This window comes from Veillonella dispar, assembly GCF_937975875.1.
GTDB classification, from domain to species: domain Bacteria; phylum Bacillota; class Negativicutes; order Veillonellales; family Veillonellaceae; genus Veillonella; species Veillonella dispar_B.
Genome location: NZ_CALJSP010000122.1, coordinates 13,242 through 35,674 on the forward strand (window position 1 = coordinate 13,242; position 22,433 = coordinate 35,674).

Here is a 22,433-nt window from a genome sequence, read left to right on the forward strand (position 1 = left end):
TCGTTCCCCTATTCTTTATATCTATATTATTCTACAAAGGAACGCACAAAATGTCCACTTTTACCGCCTTCTTTTTCTACGAGATAAGTAGGGCCCATGATCATGCCTTTATCGATGGCCTTACACATATCGTATACAGTGAGTAACCCTACTTGAACTGCCGTAAGAGCTTCCATTTCAACGCCAGTTTTTCCCGTCGTTTTGACAGTGGCCCGTACCTTAACAGCCTTATTATGATTTTCATCGGTGCAAGCAGGACTTTCACCATCTACTAAGGTGCAATGTACCTCAACCTTTGTGAGTGCCAATGGATGGCATAGAGGAATTAAATTACTCGTTTGCTTAGCCCCCATGATAGCGGCTAGTTGCGCTACACTAAGGACATCCCCCTTTTTCATAGTTCCTGCAGCAATGCGCTCATAAATGGCATCATTGATAGCTATAAAACCTTCTGCAACAGCGGTGCGAGAGGTAATATCCTTATCGGATACGTCTACCATCCAAGCGTTGCCATCTTGGTCAAAATGTGTTAAATCCATAATATATCCTTACTAATTCTGCATAAATTATCATCAATAGTTTTATTTTCATTTATTATATTATACAATAGAATTAAGATTTATATGTATAAGGAAGGAAGTGTTCCTATGAAAACAAAACTAACTTATTTCGGTCACGCTTGCTTTATGCTCACACGCGGTGATGTATCCATGATTTTCGACCCATTCTTAACAGGTAACACATGGGACAAAGCCAAAAAAGAAGATATTAAATGCCAATATATCTTTGTCAGCCACGGTCATGATGACCATTATGGCGATACAGAATTCATCGCTAAAGCAAATGATGCACTCGTTATCTCTACAGCTGAGATAGCCGGTAAAGCAGCCGCTGCTGGTTGTCGCGCTCATGCTATGCATTTAGGCGGCAAATTTGACTTTGAATTCGGTTCTGTTCGCATAGTTCCAGCCTTCCATGGTGCTGGTATTCCTGGCGGCCATGCAGCCGGTTGTATCGTAGACTTCTACGGAGATATTGTATACTTCGCAGGTGATACAGCACTCTTTAGCGATATGAAATTATTAAATCGCTTTGGCGATATCGACTATGCTTTGCTCCCTATCGGTGATAACTTCACAATGGGCGTTGAAGATGCTGCTCTAGCTGCTTCTTATGTAAAAGCTCGTATCTCCATTCCAATTCACTACAAAACATGGCCTGTTATCGACCGTGAACCAGGCGTATTTACAAGCTTAGTAGAAGGTAAATACAACCAAACAGCACTTATCATCGATCCAGGTTCTTCTATCGAACTTAATAGCTAATGTAATAGAATTTTGATTACATAGAAATGACGCAATTCCAATGAATTGCGTCATTTTTTATATTCTTTTACAGACAAGCCCTATTACAAATCCAAGATATATCCATATTCATATCGAAAATAAGGTCTATATCTCTTGGTTTGCCATGGAGAAGCCCCCACGATTGGACATGCGTACAAATTCGTCTATATCCTGTGTTTCATCCACACCTACATAGCCTAGCTCGCGAACCATACCGTATGGATTATGCAAAGATAATTGAGGGTTTTCACCGGTAAGGACCCACAAAACCTTATAGCCCCTAGGAGTTTCACGCAGACGCTCCTCTCCTTTGCCATCCGTGAAGTATACTAGCAAATCTACACGATTCTGATTAGCTAATGCAAACACTGGAGAAAATGCTGTAGCACCGCGTACATCAAGGCGAGGCTTTACATCTTTTACAGATTCCATCGTATACGTACGGCGCACCTCATTATCACATTCTACAACAGTAATACGATGATTATAGGCATGTACAATTTGCAGTACTTGTTCTAATGCATTCGTAAACTCTGCATCTGTAATACTACCACTCATATCAAGAGCCACCCATACATTTGCCTTATGTTGACGCAAGGTACCAGATAATTCCAATCGTTCAGGCTGACGACGATTGCGACGCATCGTCGTTTTTTTGTACCCACTAGCGACCTTGCCCATCAGCTTTTTAAGATAAAAATACCATGGCAGAGCACGACGTGTCTTTTGGAATGTATCGATAAGACTTTTAACATACCCTTCCATGTCCCCTTTTGAGGCCTCATTGATATAACGTTCTGTAATTTGGTCCATCGTATCTGTATCAATGGAATCGGATTCATCCCAAATATCATGACTCGTTTGAGGATCAAACTCCATAGCTACTGCCGTATCAGAGTTATCTACAGGCAAAAAAAGTTCAGGTTTTTCCTTCATCGCCTTATCGATGGCTTTCGCATAGTACTCAATGGTGCGGAATCGTTTGAGCATCAATCCAAAACGTTCATTCACATTGGCTACAGTAACCGCATCACGATCCACATGTTCTAAATAGTCGTTTACTACCATGTCCATAGCCATATGTACCGCAGTTTTATTGAAGCTTTGACTCAACGCTTTTACCCGCATCAAATGTGCAGAAATGATATGAAGAATTTCACGTTTAATACCATCCTTCATTACATCTGGCGGTTGGCGTAATAAGATGAACGGATTGACATATAATACATAGCCACCTTGCTTTAGGTTAATACCAAAGGCACTGGTCATATCAAAGCGAATGCGATGGGCCATTTGCAAATAGAAGTAACCAAAGAATTGATCCTCCTCAAGTAACAAGCTATTCACATCATGTAGAATATTCCACAACCGTTGCTCATAAGCAGGTGTCATGACAGCTTGTTGCATAACAGCAAGGTCTGTACCTTCTACCTGCATCTCATCTAGGGCACGGCCTATGGTCCCTATATGACTATCTGACATATTGTGATTCATCATATCTGCTGCTATGCGTTGTGGTTCCATGCTATGATGTTGCGCTTCATAACTATCCACATAAGCTTCGTAAGCGGCATAGATTTGCGTATATAACGCCTCTGACTCACGATGAATGCGCTCTCGCTTTGCATGCCATCGATCAAGAGCCGCGATAGCCTTTTCATCATAGGACCCTGTTTTTTCCCACCCGTCTATATGGGTGAGTAAATCAGAGGCATCGCGAATATCATCCTTATCTAAATTTCGTTGCATCATTCCACCTCCTTTTTCTTTCCAAACTATATGTTAATTACCTTATGTTATTTATACATCATTATGTAAAACTATTATTACCTATCTAAATAGCCTTACTTTTGTGCTTCAAAGAAAGTATCTACGAATAAGTCATCTTCAATGGCATAAGAGTAAACACGTTCGTAAGTGTTACGCAAGTCTTTCATAACTGCTACGCGTAAATCACCAGGATACAATGTAAGAAATTCAATGAAATGATGAACTTCTTCAGCATTACTATTTCGATTTAAACGATGCAACATGTTTTTAGCTGCTACATATAAACGAGTTGGGCTTTCACTTTTAACCTGTTCAGCCATAGACATAATAGCACCTGGTTTTTGAACGGCCGCCAATACATCATCAAAGGTAATAAGTGGTTCTTGATCGGACTCAACAAAATTTACGAAAGCCTCCGCAATGAGTTTGCCCACATTACCACGGATGACATTCATAAATACATCACGACTATAAGCTGAACCCTCTTGGTTTTTATAAATCGTATATAGACCAGACACGCGCTCGAAAGAACGAGGTGTAGCATCAATATCGTCTTCGTGACGTTGATTCAAATATTCAGGATAAGAAGAAATAAATTCGATAACCTTTTCCTCAATCCCCGCACCGATAGCCCAATCAATCCATTGCATGTAATCAGCATTCATATAGAGCCATACAAAACGGTTTTGTTGTGCCGGGTCCATATCAATTGTTTGGTAGTCAAAAGAATCCTCAGGGTTCATAGCGGCGATAATGCGCACTTGGTCGCTTAAAGAGAAGCCATTGATTTCACGATTCAAAATAAGGTTCATTAACTCTTGTTGCACCGCATGTTCTGCACGATTAATTTCGTCGATAAACAGCAATACTTGGCGCCCTTTATCTACTGCTTGAGCCACATGTTCCAATGTATGATGCACAGCATAAACCGTGGTCTTTACGGAATGCGTATTACCATGGCCATCTGTATGTGTTACAGACTCTACAGTCGGCAAACCACCAATTTCACCTTCTTTTAAGAGGTTCCCGTCAATTGTTACCAATTCCCAGTCATGCTCAGCGGCTACACGCGCCGCAAGAGATGTTTTACCAATCCCCGTTTCACCAACGAGCAAAGGTACTTGATTCGCAGCAAGCACTAACTCTACGCTTGCCATTGTATCTATAAAGTTCATTGTATCTCCGTTCTAATATTTCAAATATTCACTAACTGCAATCTTCTTAACAGCTCGAGTTCCATAAGCATCTATAAGTGACAATAGATCGATAGGCCATTTAGATTGACGTCCACCGATAGCTTTATTGTTGATCAATTCACGAATATATTCCTCATCAACTGTTTCACTAGAGATAGCGCTAATGATGATAGATTTAATTTCGTCCACAGTGACCCCTAAATTATTGGGTATATATCCCAATGTAGCAGCACTTACACTGAATAGATGCAACGCCAAATCTTTAGTAAGCTTTGTGATTTGTCGCATTGCCTGTGGATCTTGTTTTACTGCTGCTTCTAGAACCGCTACGCTAGGCTCATCAATATAACGCAAGGCCAAGTAATTTTCTTTAACAGCTTGCAATTGTACGGATTCGCTGGGCTCCTTAATGTATTGCAACGCATCATAGTTGGCCTTTACAGCTTCCAGCTGTAGTTCTTCTGATGGATTTGAGATATAGCGTATAGCCCATCCAGATTGAGCGAGTGCTTGCTTAACAATCGTATCAGATGGATTATCGATATATTCTAAAACAGCCCAGTCCTTTTCTACCAGTGTCTGTAATAAATCTTCTGTAGGATTTTCCACGAATTGTATGGCTCGTGGTGATTGTAAAAGCGCCGTTTCAATAACCTTTCTAGTAGGTTCTTTAATATATTGCAACAACATGCCATTTTGAGCTACGCAGGTAAGTTGCATTGCTTCTGTAGGATTAGGAATATTCCTAATTCCATGTGGATTATTGGTCAGCGCCGTTATATATTGTTCTTCTGTCATACTAACCTTTATTTCTATTTAAAAAGGCCATACGAACACGTATGACCTATACTGAATTCTATTTTTATTGTATCACATTTTTTCGATATAATTATATTTCTTTCGTATACTTACTACACCGTTAACGCATCTAAATCAGAATTATTCCCAATTACTAATAATTTATCCGATGCTGAAAGAATTGTAGTCGGATTTGGCGGAACTTCTAATTCCTCACCTCGTCTAATTCCTACTGCATTAAGATTGTATTTCTCACGCAAATTAGAGTCCTTTAAGCAAGATCCAACCATAAATTGAGGCATAACCACCTCAATGAGACTAATATTTTTAGAAAGCTGTAAATAATCCATCACATGCTCTCGTGTTAATGATTGTACTAATCGTTGTGCTACATCATACTCCGGATAAATAACCAAATCTACACCAATCTTCTTAAGCATCTTACCTTGTAAGCTATTCTCAGCTTTTGAAACTACATATGGCATGTTCATTTCTTTCAACAACATAGAAGTCATAAGATTAGCTTGAAGATTATCACCAATAGCAACGATAATCATATCAAACTGACTTAAGGCCAATGCTTTAATGGCCTCTTCATCAGTCGTATCTGCCACAATGGCATGTGTTACATAAGGTGAAACCTTTTGTACGATTTCAGGATTAATATCTACACCTAACACTTCATGTTTCATGGATGCTAACATCTTAGCCACAGTTGTTCCAAATCGACCAAGACCAATGACAGCAATTGTTTTGTATTTCATACTATATCTCCTCTACAAAATAGCAATTATTTTCAGCTATAAGAGTACATTCTCTTCCGCATAACTAATCGGTTTAGTTGGTGCTGTTCTAAGAGCCCATGTACCGATAACAGTCATAACACCTACACGTCCTGTAAACATGACAAGCATTAAGACCCATTTGCTACTTTCAGATAAATTAGGCGTAATCCCCGTTGTAAGTCCTACAGTACCAAAGGCAGATGTAACCTCGAATAGTAGACGAATAAAATCGTAAGGTTCATCCCAAGCAAGGTAACATGTGGCTAGTAATACGAGAAGAATGGATAAAAAGATGATCCCATTTGCTTTTAGCACAGTTACTAACGAAATGCGCCGTTCAAAAATCTCTGTATCTGGTCGGTTGTTAAACAATGTACAGGATGAAAGAATCGCTACCGCTACCGTACTAATTTTTACGCCCCCACCAGTAGAGTTTGGGCCTGCCCCGATAAACATAAGAATGATGGTAACAAACAGGGTAATAGGATGCAATGCATTATAATCAACCGTTGCAATACCTGCTGTACGAGGTGTAATGGCTTGGAACAAAGAAGCCATGATTTTGTTCCATATAGGTAACGGTCCAAAGGTTTTAGGGTTAGACCATTCAACACCTAAGAAAATGATGGCACCTAAGAAAATTAAGAATATGGTACCAACAAGCATGATTTTGGTATGTAATTTTAAATCCACAAATCGTCGTACCTTTCGGTGTGACCATATATCAAAGGCTGCTAGGTACCCAAAACCACCGATAACAATAAGAACCATTGTATTAATATTAAATAATACATCCCCTACCATGGCATATGGTAGATCATTGTCAAAAAATACAAAGCCTGCATTGCAGAAGGTAGAGATGGCTTGCATAATTCCTGTATACAATGCAGCGTACCCAATATAGGGATATAGCTGAATCGTATAAATTATGCCGCCAATAATTTCAATGGCAAAGGTATACAAGGTTAATTTTTTCGTAATATGTAATAGCCCTGTCATTCCCTCTTGTCCCACATCTTCTGACAATAGCAACCGATTTTTTAGGCCTACCCGTTTACCTAAAAGCAAGGCAATGATAGTTGTAAAAGAGACAATCCCCAGTCCACCGAGCTGAATCAGTATGACCATAACAATTTTGCCAAATAGAGACCAATGATAATACGTATCTACTGTAGCAAGTCCAGTTACGGAAACACAGGATACCGCTGTAAAAGCTGCATCTACAAGTGTTGTTGTTTGCCCATGAGCACTTGAAATAGGCAACATAAGCAACATCGTGCCTATAAACATAACCCCTAAAAAGCTAAGCGCTAATAATCGATAGGGATTTTGTTGCATATATCGTTGTACATTAGAATGTGAAATATCATGCCACATACGACCTTACTCCAATCCCATTAGTTTATGAACTAGTTCTAGGCTCGGCAAAGGACTGCGCCCGCCAATACCTTGTGTATTTAAAGACGCTACGGCAGACGCAAAGGTAGCCGCCTTTTCCAAGTCACTATGGGCACAGCCTTTAAGTAACTCAATAATACATAAAGAGGTATCACCTTGAACCGCATTCGTCGAACTTACTTTAGCACTCTCACTATGTAAAATATTAGAAAGTTTAGCTAAAAAGGCACCATGGAAACTATCCCCCGCCCCTGTTGTATCAACGACAGAGTCTTGAGAAAACGGCTCACAACGATAGGCAGTGCCATCAGGCCACACAAAATAACTACCATTAGCACCGTCTGTAACCCCTGCTACGAGTGCTCCTCGTTCATGAATGATACGACAAGCCTCTTCTAGATTAGTAGTACCTGTATATTTTTCAGCGTAATCACGGGCTACAATGACGATATGACTCGCCTCTGTAATCGGTTTCATCTCTTCGTCGTAGCGCTGTGCACCACCGTCAAGGGAAATAATGGTACCCACATCCTTTGCTACATCCATAGCAGTACGCATGAGTGTTCTATGACGTCCATTAATATGCAATATAAAGGAATTATCAATTAACTGTTTATGAGCATCTAGGAATTCTGGTTCCACAGCTGTAGAGCGTTCAAAAAATACGGCCCGCTCTCCGGTGCTATGTTTTACGAGAATGGTAGCAACGCCACTGTTAGCACCTCGTTCAACTTGGATCGCATCCGTATTTACATTGTATTTTTCAAAATCATCTAAAATATGACGCCCCACCATATCATCACCAATACTATCGATCATGACTGTACGAGCACCATATTTACCGGCTACTGCTAACGCTGTTGCTACAGGGCCACCACCATCAGTAGTAGATGAAACCACTTGCTGTACCTCTCGGCCTGTTGGGTAATGATCCACTACGATAAATCGATCTAGCGTACTAGCCCCAATGCCTACAATATCTATATTTTTTTGAGGAAACATACTTATACTAACCTCCCAAAGGCATATCCATAAGATAGCCCATTTTCTTATTAGTGATTCATATAATTACAGAATACATTTCGTTCTATAAAAAGTAAACCCCAGACTAATGTCTAGGGTTTCTCTGTACTACAAAGAGTACTATATGTCACGTACTATGTCTTGTTTAGTATATGTTGTTATTGAAAAGGGTTGTTAGATTCAAGGTGTAATATAAATTTAAGACATCATACGTTCCATCATATATTCAATTTCATCAGCACTCAAATTGTACATAGCTTGTACCATTCGATTAGCTGACTCACCAGAAGCACCGCTTTTGGCGATTTCTGCTTTTGCTTTTGCAATGAGAGCTTCCTTGCGTTGTGCTTCTGAATCCTCATCAGTTGGTACCGAAATATTAGCTTTACCTTGGCCAATGCCACGTACCTCTTGATTAGGATTATCTTTAGACGTTGTTTTAGTATCTTGAGCAGCCACAGCCTCCATAGCGAAGGAGTTTTTACCTGTCATGATATACTCTACAGCCTCTAATGTACTTTGTGTAAGATTTACCGTCCAGAATTCACCGGCTGCAGTCAACTTATAAAGCAAACCATTGTAAGCTACGAGACCACGTTTTTCCCATAATTTATAAAGCCAGTTTAATTCATCTAGTTTTGCATCTAATTCAGTTAAGCTCTTAATATTGAGAAAACCTTGTTCAAGCTGGCTTACCACTTGATTTACGATAGGTTGTAAATCACTTTGCTTCATGAGCGCCATAAATGGTTTTTCACCGCGGCTAACCATATCTTCATACGGTTTTAACGCACGATGTAACATCATGCCGTACCCATCAACATTACCACCGGCACCACTGCCGAAGGGGAACATCGGAACGCCAGCTTTAGCTAGGATGTTATACAAGCTACGTTCACGGTTGTTCGCACTCCAGTGAGCCGCGCTCAATCGACGATAGGAACGCTCGTCTAAGTATTTGCGTCCAAACTCGAACATATCCCCTTGCATAGCTGTTGTGGCTGCTGCGGGCACCTTGCCTTTTGCAATATCTTTATTAAGATCACTACCATCAAATACATTTAATTGGTAAAGGTCTGCACCGTCTACGCCAGAGCTGACTAGATCAGCCAAATCTTGTTCCCAAACCTCCATAGTTTGACCTGGTAAACCGTAAATTAAATCGATAACAACGGAACATTGTCCATAGGCTTTTAAAGCTGCTAACCGCTCTAATACGGTTTCTTTTGTATCTAAACGTCCCACCATTTGGCGTACCTCTGTGTTGAAAGATTGTACCCCAATGGACATACGGTTAACGCCATTTGTCATCCATACGTCGAGATTTTCAGGAATCAAATCGTGAATACGACCTTCTAAAGTCAATTCATAATCATTAGCTAGTGGCAAATACTCTTTAATGGCTTTCAACAATCTTTTAGAGTTTGCTGGAGATAATGATGTTGGCGTGCCACCACCAATAAACACAGCATGAATCAAACCATCTTTTAATCTAGGACGTTCACTAGCCAGTTTTAATTCGCTAATAAGACCATCAATATATTGGTCTTCTACGCTTTGACTCGTACCATTTTGGAAGAAGCCACAGTATGTGCATTTGGTCTTACAAAACGGAATGTGAATATAGGCGCATTGCATTTCACCTTTTTTAGGTGTGCCATTCATTAAGGTATCCCAAACAGCTTGTGTTTCCTTTGGAGAAACCAAAATACCATTGAGACCAGCATGAACAACGCGTTTATGAGGAAATGCACCACTCATCGGATTATCACAGTCTAAACCTAGTTGTAGATTGCGTTGCTTCTCCGGAATGGATTCAAAGAAACTTGCTAAACTCATACTCCAATCCCCTTTCAGTTTAGGCTTGCAACTTTGCAAGTACAGATTTTGTAAATTCTTTTGCATTTGCAAAGTCTTGTTCATCTGGATGTGTCTCAGCCGCTTTATGTAATGCATCGCGTTCAGGACTTTGCCCATGAGCCGATCCAGGTGGGAACATTTTATACATCATTTCAATGACTTTAGGATCGATTTTACCTTGGCATACAAAGCCATCTACAAGGGATTCCTTATTTTGTAATAACTCTGATGCTTTTTCGATACTTTCACGAGCATGATCGGAATCTGCATACATGCCTAATGTCGCAAAGAATACGATATTAGGATTTTTCAAGGTTTCAATCAATTTGGCAGCCTCTTTATTCGCTGTACCGCGATCTACCCAGAAACCTACGAACACAGTGTCATAATCAGCTAAATTCTCAGGCGCCTCTTTTACAGGAACGCAAGGCGTACCTTCAGGCATGACGGAAGCCATTGCTTCCGCTACGCTTTTAGTATTTCCCGTGAGGGAAGAATATAAAATAATGGATTTCATAATTATCTCCTTTAATTCATAGATAGGTCTATCACATAGATACTTCTATTCATCTTCATCATCAGATGATTCGTGACCTCTAAACTCAACTGGTACATTGACATCAATATCTGCTCCAGTTGGATTTTGATATGGTGTTGCCGCTACTACTGCAGACATAGCCGCATCATTAAAGATTTCATTTGTAGACGATCTAATACTTTGACCAATAAGGTTGCCATTTGTATCTAATGTAACTTGTACAGTTACATCACCTTGTAACTTTCTTTTTAAAGCCATTGAAGGCATTTGTGCATTATTTTGCACTCTTACACGGAATCCTTCCGTATCAAAGGCAGCTTTCACCGTACCATGACTATCACCATTGCCATTGCCATTACCGTTGCCATTTCCCTGACCTTGACCATCGCCATTACCAGTGCCAACACCTGTACCGTTACCACCGCCAGAGCCGCCACCTGTACCAGGGCCGGAACCACCTGCAGAATTATCACCAGAGGTATTACCTTTATGTTCGCCGCCTTTCGGGGGTACATCTACTGCATCAGGAATATCTGTTACAGTAGATGGATCTATATTCGCTACAACAGCCTTTGTTCTTGCCGCCACTTCATCTGCTGACAACGGTTTTGGGAATAGGTCAGACCTGTTCCCGCCACCTCCACCAGCATGACCGCTGCCGCCATCATCGAGTACACTTTGTGTGAGGTCGATCTCATACGTTTCCATATCTTGAATTGCTGGAACTACTACGAAAAAGATTACGGCAACAAAGAGAGCAATGAGATGAACTATGGCGGATATAATGGCTGCTTTTTTCCATGATATGCCTAGTCCCATAGTTATCCTTTCTGTTCGGCTGCAATGGCCAAGCGTTTAACGCCAGATTGTTTTAACATATCCATAATCGCTACAACTTGACCATGAGCAGCGCGTTTGTCAGCTTGTAAAATAACGCTAGCATTTGGATTTTCTTGAATACGCTGTTTAACCATGGCTTCAGCATCATCAATGCTCATTGGCTTATTATCAATTGTAATATGTCCTTCTGCATCTAATGTAAGTACTACAGGTAATTGAGCTGGTGCAGAGGCACTTGTAGCTTGTGGTAATTGCACGGATAACGCCTTTTGAGCAACTGTTTGCAAGCTGTTCATCATGAAGAATACCAACAAGAAGAAAATAATATCAATCATTGGGATAATCATGAATTCAGGCTTTGTTTTCATACGAAAGCTTTGTAGGTTCATAATTAATTCCACCCTTCTCGCTTAGCACTAACGATGTTCACACACATACCTTCGATTTGATTAATAATGGAATCTAAACGATGGCTAAAGAATGTGTACACAATAAATGCCATGATGGCTACACACAAACCAGAAGCTGTGGCAATAAGGGCTTCACCAACGCCACCAGTAATAGCGGATGCACCAGCACCAGCATCGAGAATACTAAAGGAACCAATCATACCTGTAACAGTACCAAGTAAGCCTAATAATGGGGAGATTGTAACAGTAGCGCTAAGGTAATCCATATATTTACGGAAACCAACCGCATCAACACCCATTTGATCAGCGAAGGCCGTTTTCATTGCTTCTTCGCTAGAAGCATTATGTAGACCAGCTTCCGCAATACGGCTCGCAATAGATGGATTTTCTTTAATAACTTTATCAATCTCATCCCATTTTTGTAATTTTGCTAACTCATTTACTGCATGTGTAACAACGAATGTCTTACCTGCATACTTATGATAAAAGAAAGCCCGTTCTACAGCGATAGCGATAACCATGAAAGACAAGAGTAACAATGGATACATTACATACCCGCCACTATGAAACAAGTGAATGACATAATTTAAATTTTCCATTTTAATAACCTTTCTGCCTGTTTACAGACTGAATATTAGAACCTGTAGGTCCCTTGAATTCTTGTATAATCGCCTAACTTAAAGCTTTCACTACCATATAAAGTATCTCGTTTATTAGTGCCCTTCGCATCAAATGTATAGAATGCTTCAAGGAGTAAATCCTTGCGTGGTACATAGCCCGCACCAAATGTGAAGCTACGAATACCATCGAGATAACGATCTGGTACAGCACCAGTACCATTACCGCCAAAGAATGAACCATGTTCAAAGTATTTATAGTCGATAAATGCATTCCAAGATTTTGGAACATCTAGATCAGCACGACCAATATCTAAGCGGGCCATCCAGAAATGAGGTGTACCACCCATTTGATGACCTTTAAGAGCAAAGTCTGCTGTGCCCCGTTCATGTTGATATACCGTATTACCATTTAAGTAACGCCCTAGGTTAGAACGGTTTTGACCGTAATCAACGGTAACAGAAGCATTAGCACCTAATTGGTATTTAGCGCCAATACCGAATACTTGAGCTACATTTGAGAAGTTATATTCATCATTGCCGTTACCATTTGCATTTAAATAGGTATGTGTTTTACCACCAAAGGAACGTAAGTACCATGCTTGTAACCCAAGACGAGAGCCTATTTGTTTCTTATATTGAACAAAGGCCGCTTTATCAATGGCCGGTACAGTATCTTTTTCAAGAACTACACCTTCTGTACGAATCAAATTACCGATGATCTTGCCTATTGCTTCACGAGGTAATTTATTTTCAGACTCTGCATCATGTACAACTTTTTCAAGATTATATAAATAGTTGTACATTGCTGGTGTCATGCCCCAACCATAATCAGAACTACCTTCACCCCAGTCGTTAGAGGCCATTGTAAAGTTCTTTTTATAAATCGCATCTTTAGCATCATAATCGCTAAATACATAGCTACCACTATCGTATTTATACGTTTTAGCACCTAAATAACCAGTGAACTCATAATCACTAGATAGTTGACCATAGTAATCATAGGATTGTTTGTAAGTGCCATCTGGCTGTTTAACCCAAACAACATCGAGCTCACTATTGTTATAGTTACTCCAGTTATCTGTAGCATTATATTTAGCTATTTCTGCTACGGATTGATTAATCTCGTCACCATGTTTTTCAACATAGGCCTTAGGATTTACTAAAGCATCTTTATTATCAGTAGATATGATGAGACCTTTCGCTTTTTCTTTTAAGTATTCAGGGTATAAGGAGGAGTTCACATTATACATAATGTCCCCTGTCTTATAGAGTTTTTCTCCTGTATGCTTATTAGTGATTTCATACATTGCATAACCACCAGATGGAATATCGAGGGAGAATTTCTTCCCAGCCATATCTGTAGGATATGCTTTTGTAAGAATATCTTGTAAATGGCCCATGATTTGAGCTTGTTTTTGTTGGGTCTCTCTTAGCTTAGCATCGGCTTTAGCCATTTCTTGATCCCGGTTTGGATTACTCCAGCTAAGATCTAATGATTCCTTATAAGCTTCATATTCATCTTGTAAGCCTTTAAGTTGTTGATAGAAGTAGATGCTATCTGTCTTACCTTTGTAAGTAGAATCATAGATACCATTAGGACTATCTGGTGCTGCTGCATCCTCTGTAGATTTTTTCTCACCATCAGAGCCAGTTTTTGTAGCACTATTAATATCGTATGGGAACTCATCACGGTTAATACCAATCAATTCAGCCGCTGTTGGAGGTCTGTAAATAACTTCATGGACTGCATGTGTATAAGCAGAATCAGTAATGCCTGTACTATGTTTGAAAGTACCAACACCAATACGAACTTGTGAGTCGTGACCATTCCATACAGCGCGAATGCCATCATAGGATTGACCAAACCAGTAGCCACTAGCACCCATAGGTTCTGTTAAGCGACCTACGGATACATCCCATTTTTTAACACGTCTTGTGAGATCAACTGTATCGATTCGTTGATGATTAAAGCCTTTAGAATCGGATTGTGTCCAGCTTGTATCAACACCGCTCATACCAGTTGCACTACCGATAACTTTAAGATTTGTGAACTCATTAAGGCGTGCATCGAAGCCTAGGCGCAAGCGTTGTTCAAAGCTATGACGATTGGCATCGTACATATTAGCTTTTGCAGAACCAATAGCGGAATTTTCTCTAAATGGAGATTGTGGTCTATTAGAGCCATCATGTGCCATCCAACGTGCTCTGTAATCGCCAACTAATGTAACACCACGTTCTTTAGTAGTGTCGAAATCAGAACGAATAAAGTCAGTTAAACGAACCACATCAGATACGTTTTGTACACCGGATTCAGCATTTGTAACGTCCCCATTAGTACCCGTTGCATTTGCACCTGCTACGCTACCTTTTGCACCATCCTTAGTCTTACCGATAGCTGTTGTTTTACTGCTGTCTCCACCACCAAATTTAAGGTTAACACCCACACGATACACGCGTTCTTGCGTAGCACGGTCATCATCTCGATGATTAAAGATATTATTGATGCCAAAGTACATCATGGCATTTTTATTGAATCGTTTTTGAACCATTACGTTCCAAATGCCAAAGGTTTTCTTTTCATAGCTTTGTTTCTTATATACGCCTGCATCACCAGATAAAATATCTGGCCAGTAGTTGCCACCATTATTAAGAGTATTACTATCAAGCATATTGATATAGTAATCGCCCCAAATGGAACCATTCCAACCGGATTTAGGGTTGTCATAGGTAATACCAATATCAACCTTATGCATTGGTTTATCCAACAATTGTCGAGGCATTGTTGGATCGCTCTTATTGATGGCATGCAAGTATGTATACCCGAGCTTACCGGACCAATACTTACCGAATTTTTGTTGTACTTCTGCTTGAAGGCCCGTAATTTCAGCTTTGCCAATATTTTTAAAGCTATAAATCATATCTGGGGCCCGTTGGTACTTCGCATCACCCTTGAGGTATGGAGCAAAGTCCATGAAGTCCCCTGTAAAGTATACAGACATGTAATTTTTAATGCGGTTATGGAATACGCCTACACGAGCATAGGTATTCTTATTTTCACCTTCTAAGCTCATGTCAAAGTTAACAGATTTCTCAGGTTTCAAATTAGGATTGCCAGCCCAGTACCAACCAAGTTTTGCGACCCCAATCCCAACAGGGTTAGAAGCATACATTTCCCAGTTGTACCACAATTCGCCCATACCTGGTTCTGTATAGCCCGTCCCTACATTGGCTTTAAATCTACGGTGAGTATTGCCTTTAACGTTATAGGTCATGCCTAAGGACGCAGATAAATTAGAACCAAATAAGCTGCTGTTATCAAAGCGAAGAATTGGGGATAATGTTAAGTTCTTATTTACCTGCCATGTATCAGAAACATAAGCATTTAACTTACGAATCGTACCGCTACCAGTTGTTAAGCGTTGATCACGGCTACGATATTCTTCTAGGAAGGCTTTACCATTTAGCTTAGGTGCCTTTTTGCGCATCTCAGGATCATTGGACTCGCCATATTTAAAATAGTCACCTACAATATTGGCACGTGTGGCAGATAATACAGGATTTTCTGCTTTTAAACGATCTTCCAAAGCTTTATAACGAGCTTTAAACTCATCCGTTACAGGTTGATTATTAGGGGATGTACTAGACCAATCACTTAATCGGCTTTCAGATAAACCATAATTTATATAGTCATCGTATGTAATACCTGGTTTTTGAGCATCTGTTTCGGCACCATAGTATTCATAATCCATATCCCATTGGGGCATACCACCACCGGAATTGATGAATTTGTAGTCGTGGATATGAGAGTAAACTTTAATGCTATTATCACCTTTACGTCTTACAAGACGATCGAGTTTATCAACTAGCAAGCTCTTATCGTAATCCCATGGATCGATGTACATGGTGCTTGTATTAGGAGAGCTCTTTAGACGGCTACCAGAACCTTTTTCACGAGCATAGCTTACACCGTAGCTAAGCAAATGATTTTTGTTGAGCTGTGTATTGGCATTAGCTCGAATATCCAATTGACGGTGATCGATATTATCGATATAACGCAACTCATTGGAGCCTTCATAGGCGGAGCGACCTGTATAACTAATGAGGGCTACATCATTTTCTTTAATGCGGGAGTAGTTAGTTTCAACAGTCCAATCGCTTTTGCCTGCTCGGGAGGACCATTGTAAATTAGCCGTATTGCGGTCTGCGGTACGTTTGAAATGTTGTTGAGGCTCTAAATCAGAGTCGGAGTGCTTAACATCGCGTACAAGGTCTTCTGTGTAGCGGTTAAGTCGCATTTCAAATTTATTCTTATCATTAGCTTCGTAGGTTGCTACAAGACCGATATCAGCCGCATCACCATAATAACGAAGTACATTTGGCTTAAAATTATGTTTTGCATAATCAAAAGCCATGCCAGAATCTCGACGTTTAACGGATGCTAAAACAGGCATTAGATCACGTTTACTGCCTGACAAACCAACCTTTAACTTACCCATTTGACCAGAGTCGGCACGAATAAAGAAGTTTTGGAATGGGAATGTATCACCATCACTCTTACGACGCATACCCTCTGCGTTTAATTGTAAGGTCGGTTTCTTCTGTGCTTTTTTTGTGATGATGTTAACAACACCACCAATAGCATCTGAACCGTATTTTGCACTGGCTGCCCCTTGGATAACCTCAATGCGTTCAACATTTTCTGTACCTAACCGTTGAACTTCATCTGCTGCACCGGAGTACTTATCAAAATCGCCTAGTACTGGTTGACCATCTACTAAAATAAGTGTGTGACGCGCTTCTGCACCACGAATAGATACACCTACACGGCCCATAGCATCTACAGTTCTAGAGACGCCAGTTTGTGTAAAAATAATATCTTCGACGGACTTCGCCTGCTTTTTCTCAATATCTTTCTTGGTAATGATTTGCACTTGCTGTGAGTCTAATTTGGCTGCTTCTTCTGCCCATGTTCCTTTAACATGAACAACATCTGTAGTAACGGTTGCATTCTCAGCCCATACTACAAGAGGTGCGCTAAGCCATAAGGCAACTGCACTAGACAGAATTATGGCGCGCTTTGTATGTCCCCACCGATCCATTGTGCCCTCCTAAAATTTTAACTAATTATATGTTTTGTATCTTTCACTCTCAAATAAAAAGATACACTCTACCAACATATAATGACATTGAATATCATTTACATTTTAATGTTAGCAAAGTGTATCTTGCATATCTACTCCGAAAAGACCAAAAATATACGTTTCGGACAATATTAAATTGTTATATCTTACGATAAGCACTTGGAGTTACACCAGTAGCCTCTTTAAAGGCACTAGTAAACTTACTGCCATTCTCATAGCCTACGGCATTAGCAATTTCTAGAATCGATTGATCCGTTTCATGGAGTAACCTCTTAGCCGCATTAATACGACATTCTTTTAAATATTGATGTATCGTCGTACCATATACGCCCTTAAAACATCTTTTTAATGTAGACGTAGGTACATCAAATTGTTCAGATAATGTCTCAATTGTAATACGCTTCATAAACTGAGTAGATACATATTCGTTAACAGCTTTCACAATATCAACCTGCTGTTTCCGATAGGTTGCTCTCTTTTCATTATTGCTCGTAGAAATTACAGATAATAACAAAAAGATCTCAATAACCTTTAATTTAAAATAGTGCCCTTTGATTTGGTCAGGCACTTTATATAAGCTAGAAAAAATCTATCTAACCGATTCAGTTTCTTCCATCATCATACCGTACTCAGAATGCTCACAAAATCGTTCTGCTAGGGTTGTTAAATTAATACGTGACTCAGTAACAAGAGAATCCAATACTGGTTGCGCTTTTTCAACATCTACAAGTAATACAATCCCCTTAAAAAGTTTTGTAGGGAAATAATTTTTATGTTGGTAGTCAGCATGAGTATGCCATCCTAATGACATATCTCCTGGCCCCATATATAAATATTCCCCAGATGTAAACTTACACTCGATGCGCCCCTCTTCACAATGATTTATGGCAAATGTCTTGGTATGTGATTTAGCATAAAATTGAACCGACTCTTCTTTCACATCCAAAAATAATAGATCGATACCGTCAAACACCGTATGTCTCGACATAGTAAGTCCTGCATGTGAAATTGCATGATTATGTGGATTCATACTATCACCATATACACAAATACTATATAAATTATCACTTATACAGTTATCATCATATACTTATTGATATTCATTGTCAAATTAATTTATGTAATAATTCATTTTTTCTTTAAGAATATAAGTTTATGTTATTTTATCTAAATAAAGCCATATTTTCTAATATATATATATTAGTCTCTGGCCACTACCTTCATCAAAGCTAAGAATTATAAAAAAGCCTCGTAAACTAAACCAATGTAGTTTACGAGGCTATATTTAGAATTATGTTTGAAAGTTTTTATTTTTTTGTTTTTACAATAAAGACTAATGCTATAACATGACCAAGCCATACAAAGGCCATAACACCAAGTGCAATGGGCATATCTTGACTAAAATACGCACCAATCGCCATTATTGTACTCACAGATAAGAGAATGGACAACTTTGTCCGCAACGTTAACGCTTTATCGCGTTCATAAGCACCAACAGTCTTTTGATATAAACTAGATTCTAAGAACATTTTATGAAAACGTTCAGATCCTCTAGCTAAACAAAATAAAGTAAGCATATAAAAAGGTACTGTTGGCAATAGTGGTAATACGATACCCGCTGTACCAAGAGCAAAGCTTATAGCCCCTATAGTAAGGAATATATATCGTATTACAACATTACTATGTTGCTCAGTTGTTTTCATTAATCCTCTTCTACGTAGTTAATAACTTTACCTTTTGTTTTAATAAAGTTTGGAATAATAAGTACAAGAGCTGCAATCGCTACGATGCCATAGATACCTGCCATGCCAATCCATTCGAATGCATGACCAAGGACAAGACCCATTACAGCAAAGTCAGCATCACCAAATGTTGTATTTTGGAAACCTAATTGACCAAGAACTGGCAATGCCAATGCTGGCAAGAAAGTAATAGCCAAACCATTAAGGAATGCGCCTACTGCAGCACCACGACGGCCACCTGTAGCATTACCATAGATACCTGCTGTTGCACCGCAGAAGAAATGAGGTACAAGACCAGGAATGATTAATACGCCACCTACAGCACCAAGGATGAGCATACCGATGATACCGCCGATAAAGGAGCTAATGAAGCCCAATACTACTGCTGTTGGAGCATATGTAAAGAATACGGCACAGTCTACTGCTGGGATGGCATTAGGGATAATTTTTGTAGCAATACCTTGGAATGCAGGGATTAAATCACCTAAGATCATACGTACACCGGAGTATACGATTGTTACACCTACAGCAAAATTCATAGCGCTCATAACAGCATATAAGTAAGGACTCATATCACCAGATAAAGTAGCTACAAACTCAGAACCAGCCGCAAAGGCTGCAATCAAGTAGAATACGATCATAGTCAATGCTGTAGATAACGTAGAATCACGTAAGAAGCCCCATTTTTCTGGAATTTCAATGTCTTCTGTACTATCGTCTGCTTTACCAACATATTTAGCTACCCAAGCGGATAAATAGTAACCTAAGCTACCAAAGTGACCGATGGCAATTTCATCGCCTTCTGTAACCTTAGATGTATAGCTTTGACCAATTGCTGGAGAAATAGCAGACCAAGCGCCCATCAAGAAACCACCTACAAGGATGAGTTCCATACCGGACAAGCCTGCTGTACCGAGTACGGCAGACATAAGACAAGCCATAAATAAGCTGTGGTGACCTGTTAAGAACACATATTTGAACTTGGTGAAACGAGCAATACATAAGTTCATCAATAAGCCTACTACGAGAATAGACATCGTTTCAACGCCAAGTACCTTTTGTGCTACAGCCACGATAGCTTCGTTGTTTGGTACTACACCAGTAATATGGAAGCCATGTTCAATCATCTTACCTAGTGGATCAAGGTTGTTAACGATAACACCTGCACCAGCTGCGAGCATTAAGTAGCCAAGAATAGGTTTCAACGTACCAGTCATTACCTTATGAAACGGGCGTTTCAAGGCAATCAAGCCAATACATGACATAATACCAATCAAAAGTGCTGGTTGAGACAGCACATCACGTAAGAACTCTAATACCATTTCCATGGCACTACCTCCTATATATAGTTGTTACATTTTATTGAGCTGCTTGTTTTAATGCATCAAGAATATCTTCTGTGATTTTCTTTTTATTAATATAGCTGCGAACAATAGCGACATTCTTGTCTTCAAATTGTTCAGCCAATTCTTTTACAGTTACAATAAGGTCTGCTTTACGGCCTTGTGCGGCATTAAAATCAATAGATTCAACTTGTGCATCAATACCATTTTCAGCACAGATTTCTTCAATTTTCATTTTTAGCATCAAGCTAGAACCAATGCCATTACCGCATACAGTTAATACAGAAATCATACTTGCCTCCTACTAAACGTATTCTTGATCTTCTAAATGCTCTGCCAAGAATGCTTGTACATCTTCGATACTTTCAAAATCAGCAGCCGCATCTAAAAACTCATCATCCTCAAATAATGTAGCAATATCCGTCAACAACTGAATATGTTCATCCTTATTTGGAGCACATAAAAACAACGCGACAGACACAGGATCATTGTCAGGACTACCAAAATTCAATGGTTTTTCTAAGGTTACCAATGCAGTACCTACACGTTTTGCCCCATTTTCCGGACGAGCATGTGGCATCGCAAGACCTGGTGCCAATACAATATATGGCCCCATTTCACGCACTACCTCTACCATAGCCTCCGTATAAGATGGATCAGTAAACCCCGCATCAACCATGAGTTGGCCACCATGACGAATTACCTCTTCCCACGTTTCTGCAGGATAATGAAAGGATACATTATCCTCAGATAGTAAATCTTGTAACAAGCTAACACCTCCTAAATTTACTTACGTACATACTTTATTATATCCATTCTGTGAATTTTTTCATATAACAAAATAGGAATTATACTATACGCAACGGAAAAGGTCCCAATTCAATGAATTGGGACCTTCTTCGTACTGCTTTGTATTGCACACAGCATATGGTTAGAGAGTAGAGATGTGTTGTAGTTGAAAGATTTAAATAATGGGTTATTGTAAAATAGATTAAAAGTTTATTATGTTGTATATGCTGTGACAATGCCTATTTATACATTTCTAGTACATTGTTGCCTATAGCGTTTATCATTATTGGCCTTGATGGCCATAATTAATGGTTTGAGTGAAAGAAACTCTTCATCACTAAGTCGAATGGTTCTACCAATACGTTTAATCGGATTACGTGGGCGCCCGGCACCGCGTCTAGTTCCACCCCATGCCATATACATACCTCACTTTTCACTTGAAAAACTCCTTCTACCGATAGTATAACCTCCGTTACATAAGTATGCAATAGTTATTCATTATAAACAGTCCTAAAACAACTATTAAACAAGTAATAAACCGCATTTATTAATAAAATGCATAATCAAGAAAAGCACATATTTATAAGCATTTCGCTATATTCAACTTGAAATCTAACATTAATGTTGCCAAATATAGATAAATCGCTTTTATAGAATATAGTATTTAAAACCTAGTGTATACCTGTATTCTTTGATGACAGGTTCATAATAAACTACAAAAAAATATTAAAATCTGATTCATAAATTGTATAACTCAATGAATCCAATTCTTAAACAAGAGAACTAAAAAAGACTGCTTTCGCAGTCTTTTTTAGTTTTATATAGCTATTTATT

Annotated in this window: 19 protein-coding genes and 1 pseudogene; 1 reads left to right on the plus strand and 19 read right to left on the minus strand. The window is 39.3% G+C overall.

What is annotated here, in order from left to right:
* Positions 1 to 26: 26 nt before the first annotated feature.
* Positions 27 to 539, minus strand: coding sequence for a cyclic pyranopterin monophosphate synthase MoaC (gene moaC / locus Q7P05_RS05885; RefSeq protein WP_105089510.1), 513 nt, complete (start codon positions 537 to 539; stop codon positions 27 to 29).
* A 108-nt stretch (positions 540 to 647) separates the two neighbouring features.
* Here moaC and Q7P05_RS05890 point away from each other — a divergent pair, with 108 nt between their 5' ends.
* Positions 648 to 1,325, plus strand: coding sequence for a metal-dependent hydrolase (locus Q7P05_RS05890; protein WP_295868144.1), 678 nt, complete (start codon positions 648 to 650; stop codon positions 1,323 to 1,325).
* A gap of 126 nt (positions 1,326 to 1,451) precedes the next feature.
* Here the strand turns inward: Q7P05_RS05890 and Q7P05_RS05895 are convergent, their stop codons facing one another.
* The 18 genes and pseudogenes from Q7P05_RS05895 to Q7P05_RS05985 form a co-directional block, all read right to left on the minus strand.
* On the minus strand, positions 1,452 to 3,095 hold the full coding sequence (locus tag Q7P05_RS05895) for a VWA-like domain-containing protein (RefSeq protein WP_369680429.1): 1,644 nt from the start codon (positions 3,093 to 3,095) through the stop codon (positions 1,452 to 1,454).
* 95 nt (positions 3,096 to 3,190) lie between these two features.
* Positions 3,191 to 4,291 carry an AAA family ATPase gene (locus Q7P05_RS05900; RefSeq protein ID WP_298632067.1) on the minus strand — a complete coding sequence of 367 codons (1,101 nt, stop codon included), beginning with the start codon at positions 4,289 to 4,291 and terminating at the stop codon, positions 3,191 to 3,193.
* Between the two features lie 12 nt (positions 4,292 to 4,303).
* Positions 4,304 to 5,110: a DUF4116 domain-containing protein gene (locus Q7P05_RS05905; RefSeq protein ID WP_303931037.1), complete on the minus strand. Its 807-nt coding sequence runs from the start codon at positions 5,108 to 5,110 to the stop codon at positions 4,304 to 4,306.
* A gap of 113 nt (positions 5,111 to 5,223) precedes the next feature.
* Entirely contained in the window at positions 5,224 to 5,874 is a 651-nt protein-coding gene (locus Q7P05_RS05910) for a TrkA family potassium uptake protein (RefSeq protein ID WP_295824298.1), read from the minus strand.
* Between the two features lie 36 nt (positions 5,875 to 5,910).
* Positions 5,911 to 7,272, minus strand: a complete 1,362-nt coding sequence (locus tag Q7P05_RS05915) for a TrkH family potassium uptake protein (RefSeq protein ID WP_303931040.1) — start codon at positions 7,270 to 7,272, stop codon at positions 5,911 to 5,913.
* Between the two features lie 6 nt (positions 7,273 to 7,278).
* Complete coding sequence (locus Q7P05_RS05920; protein WP_369680430.1) at positions 7,279 to 8,301, minus strand: carbohydrate kinase family protein; 1,023 nt, start codon at positions 8,299 to 8,301, stop codon at positions 7,279 to 7,281.
* 213 nt (positions 8,302 to 8,514) lie between these two features.
* Positions 8,515 to 10,155: a heme anaerobic degradation radical SAM methyltransferase ChuW/HutW gene (gene hutW, locus Q7P05_RS05925; protein ID WP_303931043.1), complete on the minus strand. Its 1,641-nt coding sequence runs from the start codon at positions 10,153 to 10,155 to the stop codon at positions 8,515 to 8,517.
* Between the two features lie 19 nt (positions 10,156 to 10,174).
* Positions 10,175 to 10,693 (minus strand): flavodoxin family protein, encoded by a 519-nt coding sequence (locus tag Q7P05_RS05930; RefSeq protein WP_105086455.1) that lies wholly within the window; start codon positions 10,691 to 10,693, stop codon positions 10,175 to 10,177.
* A gap of 45 nt (positions 10,694 to 10,738) precedes the next feature.
* Entirely contained in the window at positions 10,739 to 11,533 is a 795-nt protein-coding gene (locus Q7P05_RS05935) for an energy transducer TonB (RefSeq protein ID WP_303931046.1), read from the minus strand.
* Positions 11,534 to 11,535: 2 nt separating this feature from the next.
* Complete coding sequence (locus tag Q7P05_RS05940) at positions 11,536 to 11,943, minus strand: biopolymer transporter ExbD (protein WP_004698605.1); 408 nt, start codon at positions 11,941 to 11,943, stop codon at positions 11,536 to 11,538.
* A 2-nt stretch (positions 11,944 to 11,945) separates the two neighbouring features.
* The gene (locus tag Q7P05_RS05945) at positions 11,946 to 12,563 is read right to left on the minus strand and encodes a MotA/TolQ/ExbB proton channel family protein (protein WP_303931048.1); all 618 of its coding nucleotides are present in this window, start codon (positions 12,561 to 12,563) and stop codon (positions 11,946 to 11,948) included.
* Between the two features lie 35 nt (positions 12,564 to 12,598).
* Complete coding sequence (locus tag Q7P05_RS05950; RefSeq protein ID WP_303931050.1) at positions 12,599 to 17,683, minus strand: TonB-dependent receptor; 5,085 nt, start codon at positions 17,681 to 17,683, stop codon at positions 12,599 to 12,601.
* Between the two features lie 181 nt (positions 17,684 to 17,864).
* Positions 17,865 to 18,755 (minus strand): annotated as a pseudogene (locus Q7P05_RS09605) (helix-turn-helix domain-containing protein).
* Positions 18,756 to 19,032: 277 nt separating this feature from the next.
* The gene (locus Q7P05_RS05965; protein WP_303931055.1) at positions 19,033 to 19,428 is read right to left on the minus strand and encodes a YbaN family protein; all 396 of its coding nucleotides are present in this window, start codon (positions 19,426 to 19,428) and stop codon (positions 19,033 to 19,035) included.
* Entirely contained in the window at positions 19,428 to 20,795 is a 1,368-nt protein-coding gene (locus Q7P05_RS05970; RefSeq protein WP_303931056.1) for a PTS ascorbate transporter subunit IIC, read from the minus strand. Before Q7P05_RS05970 ends, Q7P05_RS05965 begins: the two co-directional genes overlap by 1 nt.
* Before the next feature lie 31 nt (positions 20,796 to 20,826).
* Positions 20,827 to 21,102, minus strand: coding sequence for a PTS sugar transporter subunit IIB (locus Q7P05_RS05975; protein ID WP_005385725.1), 276 nt, complete (start codon positions 21,100 to 21,102; stop codon positions 20,827 to 20,829).
* A gap of 12 nt (positions 21,103 to 21,114) precedes the next feature.
* Positions 21,115 to 21,579 carry a PTS sugar transporter subunit IIA gene (locus Q7P05_RS05980; RefSeq protein WP_005385724.1) on the minus strand — a complete coding sequence of 155 codons (465 nt, stop codon included), beginning with the start codon at positions 21,577 to 21,579 and terminating at the stop codon, positions 21,115 to 21,117.
* Between the two features lie 263 nt (positions 21,580 to 21,842).
* Complete coding sequence (locus Q7P05_RS05985; protein WP_005385712.1) at positions 21,843 to 22,016, minus strand: hypothetical protein; 174 nt, start codon at positions 22,014 to 22,016, stop codon at positions 21,843 to 21,845.
* Between the last annotated feature and the right edge of the window lie 417 nt (positions 22,017 to 22,433).

Coding starts and splice junctions, on each gene's coding strand:
- Q7P05_RS05895 (WP_369680429.1), bottom strand. CDS start 3,095: ATGCAACGAAATTTAGATAAGGATGATATTCGCGATGCCTCTGATTTA.
- hutW (WP_303931043.1), bottom strand. CDS start 10,155: ATGAGTTTAGCAAGTTTCTTTGAATCCATTCCGGAGAAGCAACGCAAT.
- Q7P05_RS05930 (WP_105086455.1), bottom strand. CDS start 10,693: ATGAAATCCATTATTTTATATTCTTCCCTCACGGGAAATACTAAAAGC.
- Q7P05_RS05970 (WP_303931056.1), bottom strand. CDS start 20,795: ATGGAAATGGTATTAGAGTTCTTACGTGATGTGCTGTCTCAACCAGCA.
- Q7P05_RS05940 (WP_004698605.1), bottom strand. CDS start 11,943: ATGAACCTACAAAGCTTTCGTATGAAAACAAAGCCTGAATTCATGATT.
- Q7P05_RS05905 (WP_303931037.1), bottom strand. CDS start 5,110: ATGACAGAAGAACAATATATAACGGCGCTGACCAATAATCCACATGGA.
- Q7P05_RS05945 (WP_303931048.1), bottom strand. CDS start 12,563: ATGGAAAATTTAAATTATGTCATTCACTTGTTTCATAGTGGCGGGTAT.
- Q7P05_RS05975 (WP_005385725.1), bottom strand. CDS start 21,102: ATGATTTCTGTATTAACTGTATGCGGTAATGGCATTGGTTCTAGCTTG.
- Q7P05_RS05935 (WP_303931046.1), bottom strand. CDS start 11,533: ATGGGACTAGGCATATCATGGAAAAAAGCAGCCATTATATCCGCCATA.
- Q7P05_RS05915 (WP_303931040.1), bottom strand. CDS start 7,272: ATGTGGCATGATATTTCACATTCTAATGTACAACGATATATGCAACAA.
- Q7P05_RS05900 (WP_298632067.1), bottom strand. CDS start 4,291: ATGAACTTTATAGATACAATGGCAAGCGTAGAGTTAGTGCTTGCTGCG.
- Q7P05_RS05890 (WP_295868144.1), top strand. CDS start 648: ATGAAAACAAAACTAACTTATTTCGGTCACGCTTGCTTTATGCTCACA.
- Q7P05_RS05985 (WP_005385712.1), bottom strand. CDS start 22,016: ATGGCATGGGGTGGAACTAGACGCGGTGCCGGGCGCCCACGTAATCCG.
- Q7P05_RS05910 (WP_295824298.1), bottom strand. CDS start 5,874: ATGAAATACAAAACAATTGCTGTCATTGGTCTTGGTCGATTTGGAACA.
- Q7P05_RS05950 (WP_303931050.1), bottom strand. CDS start 17,683: ATGGATCGGTGGGGACATACAAAGCGCGCCATAATTCTGTCTAGTGCA.
- moaC (WP_105089510.1), bottom strand. CDS start 539: ATGGATTTAACACATTTTGACCAAGATGGCAACGCTTGGATGGTAGAC.
- Q7P05_RS05965 (WP_303931055.1), bottom strand. CDS start 19,428: ATGAAAACAACTGAGCAACATAGTAATGTTGTAATACGATATATATTC.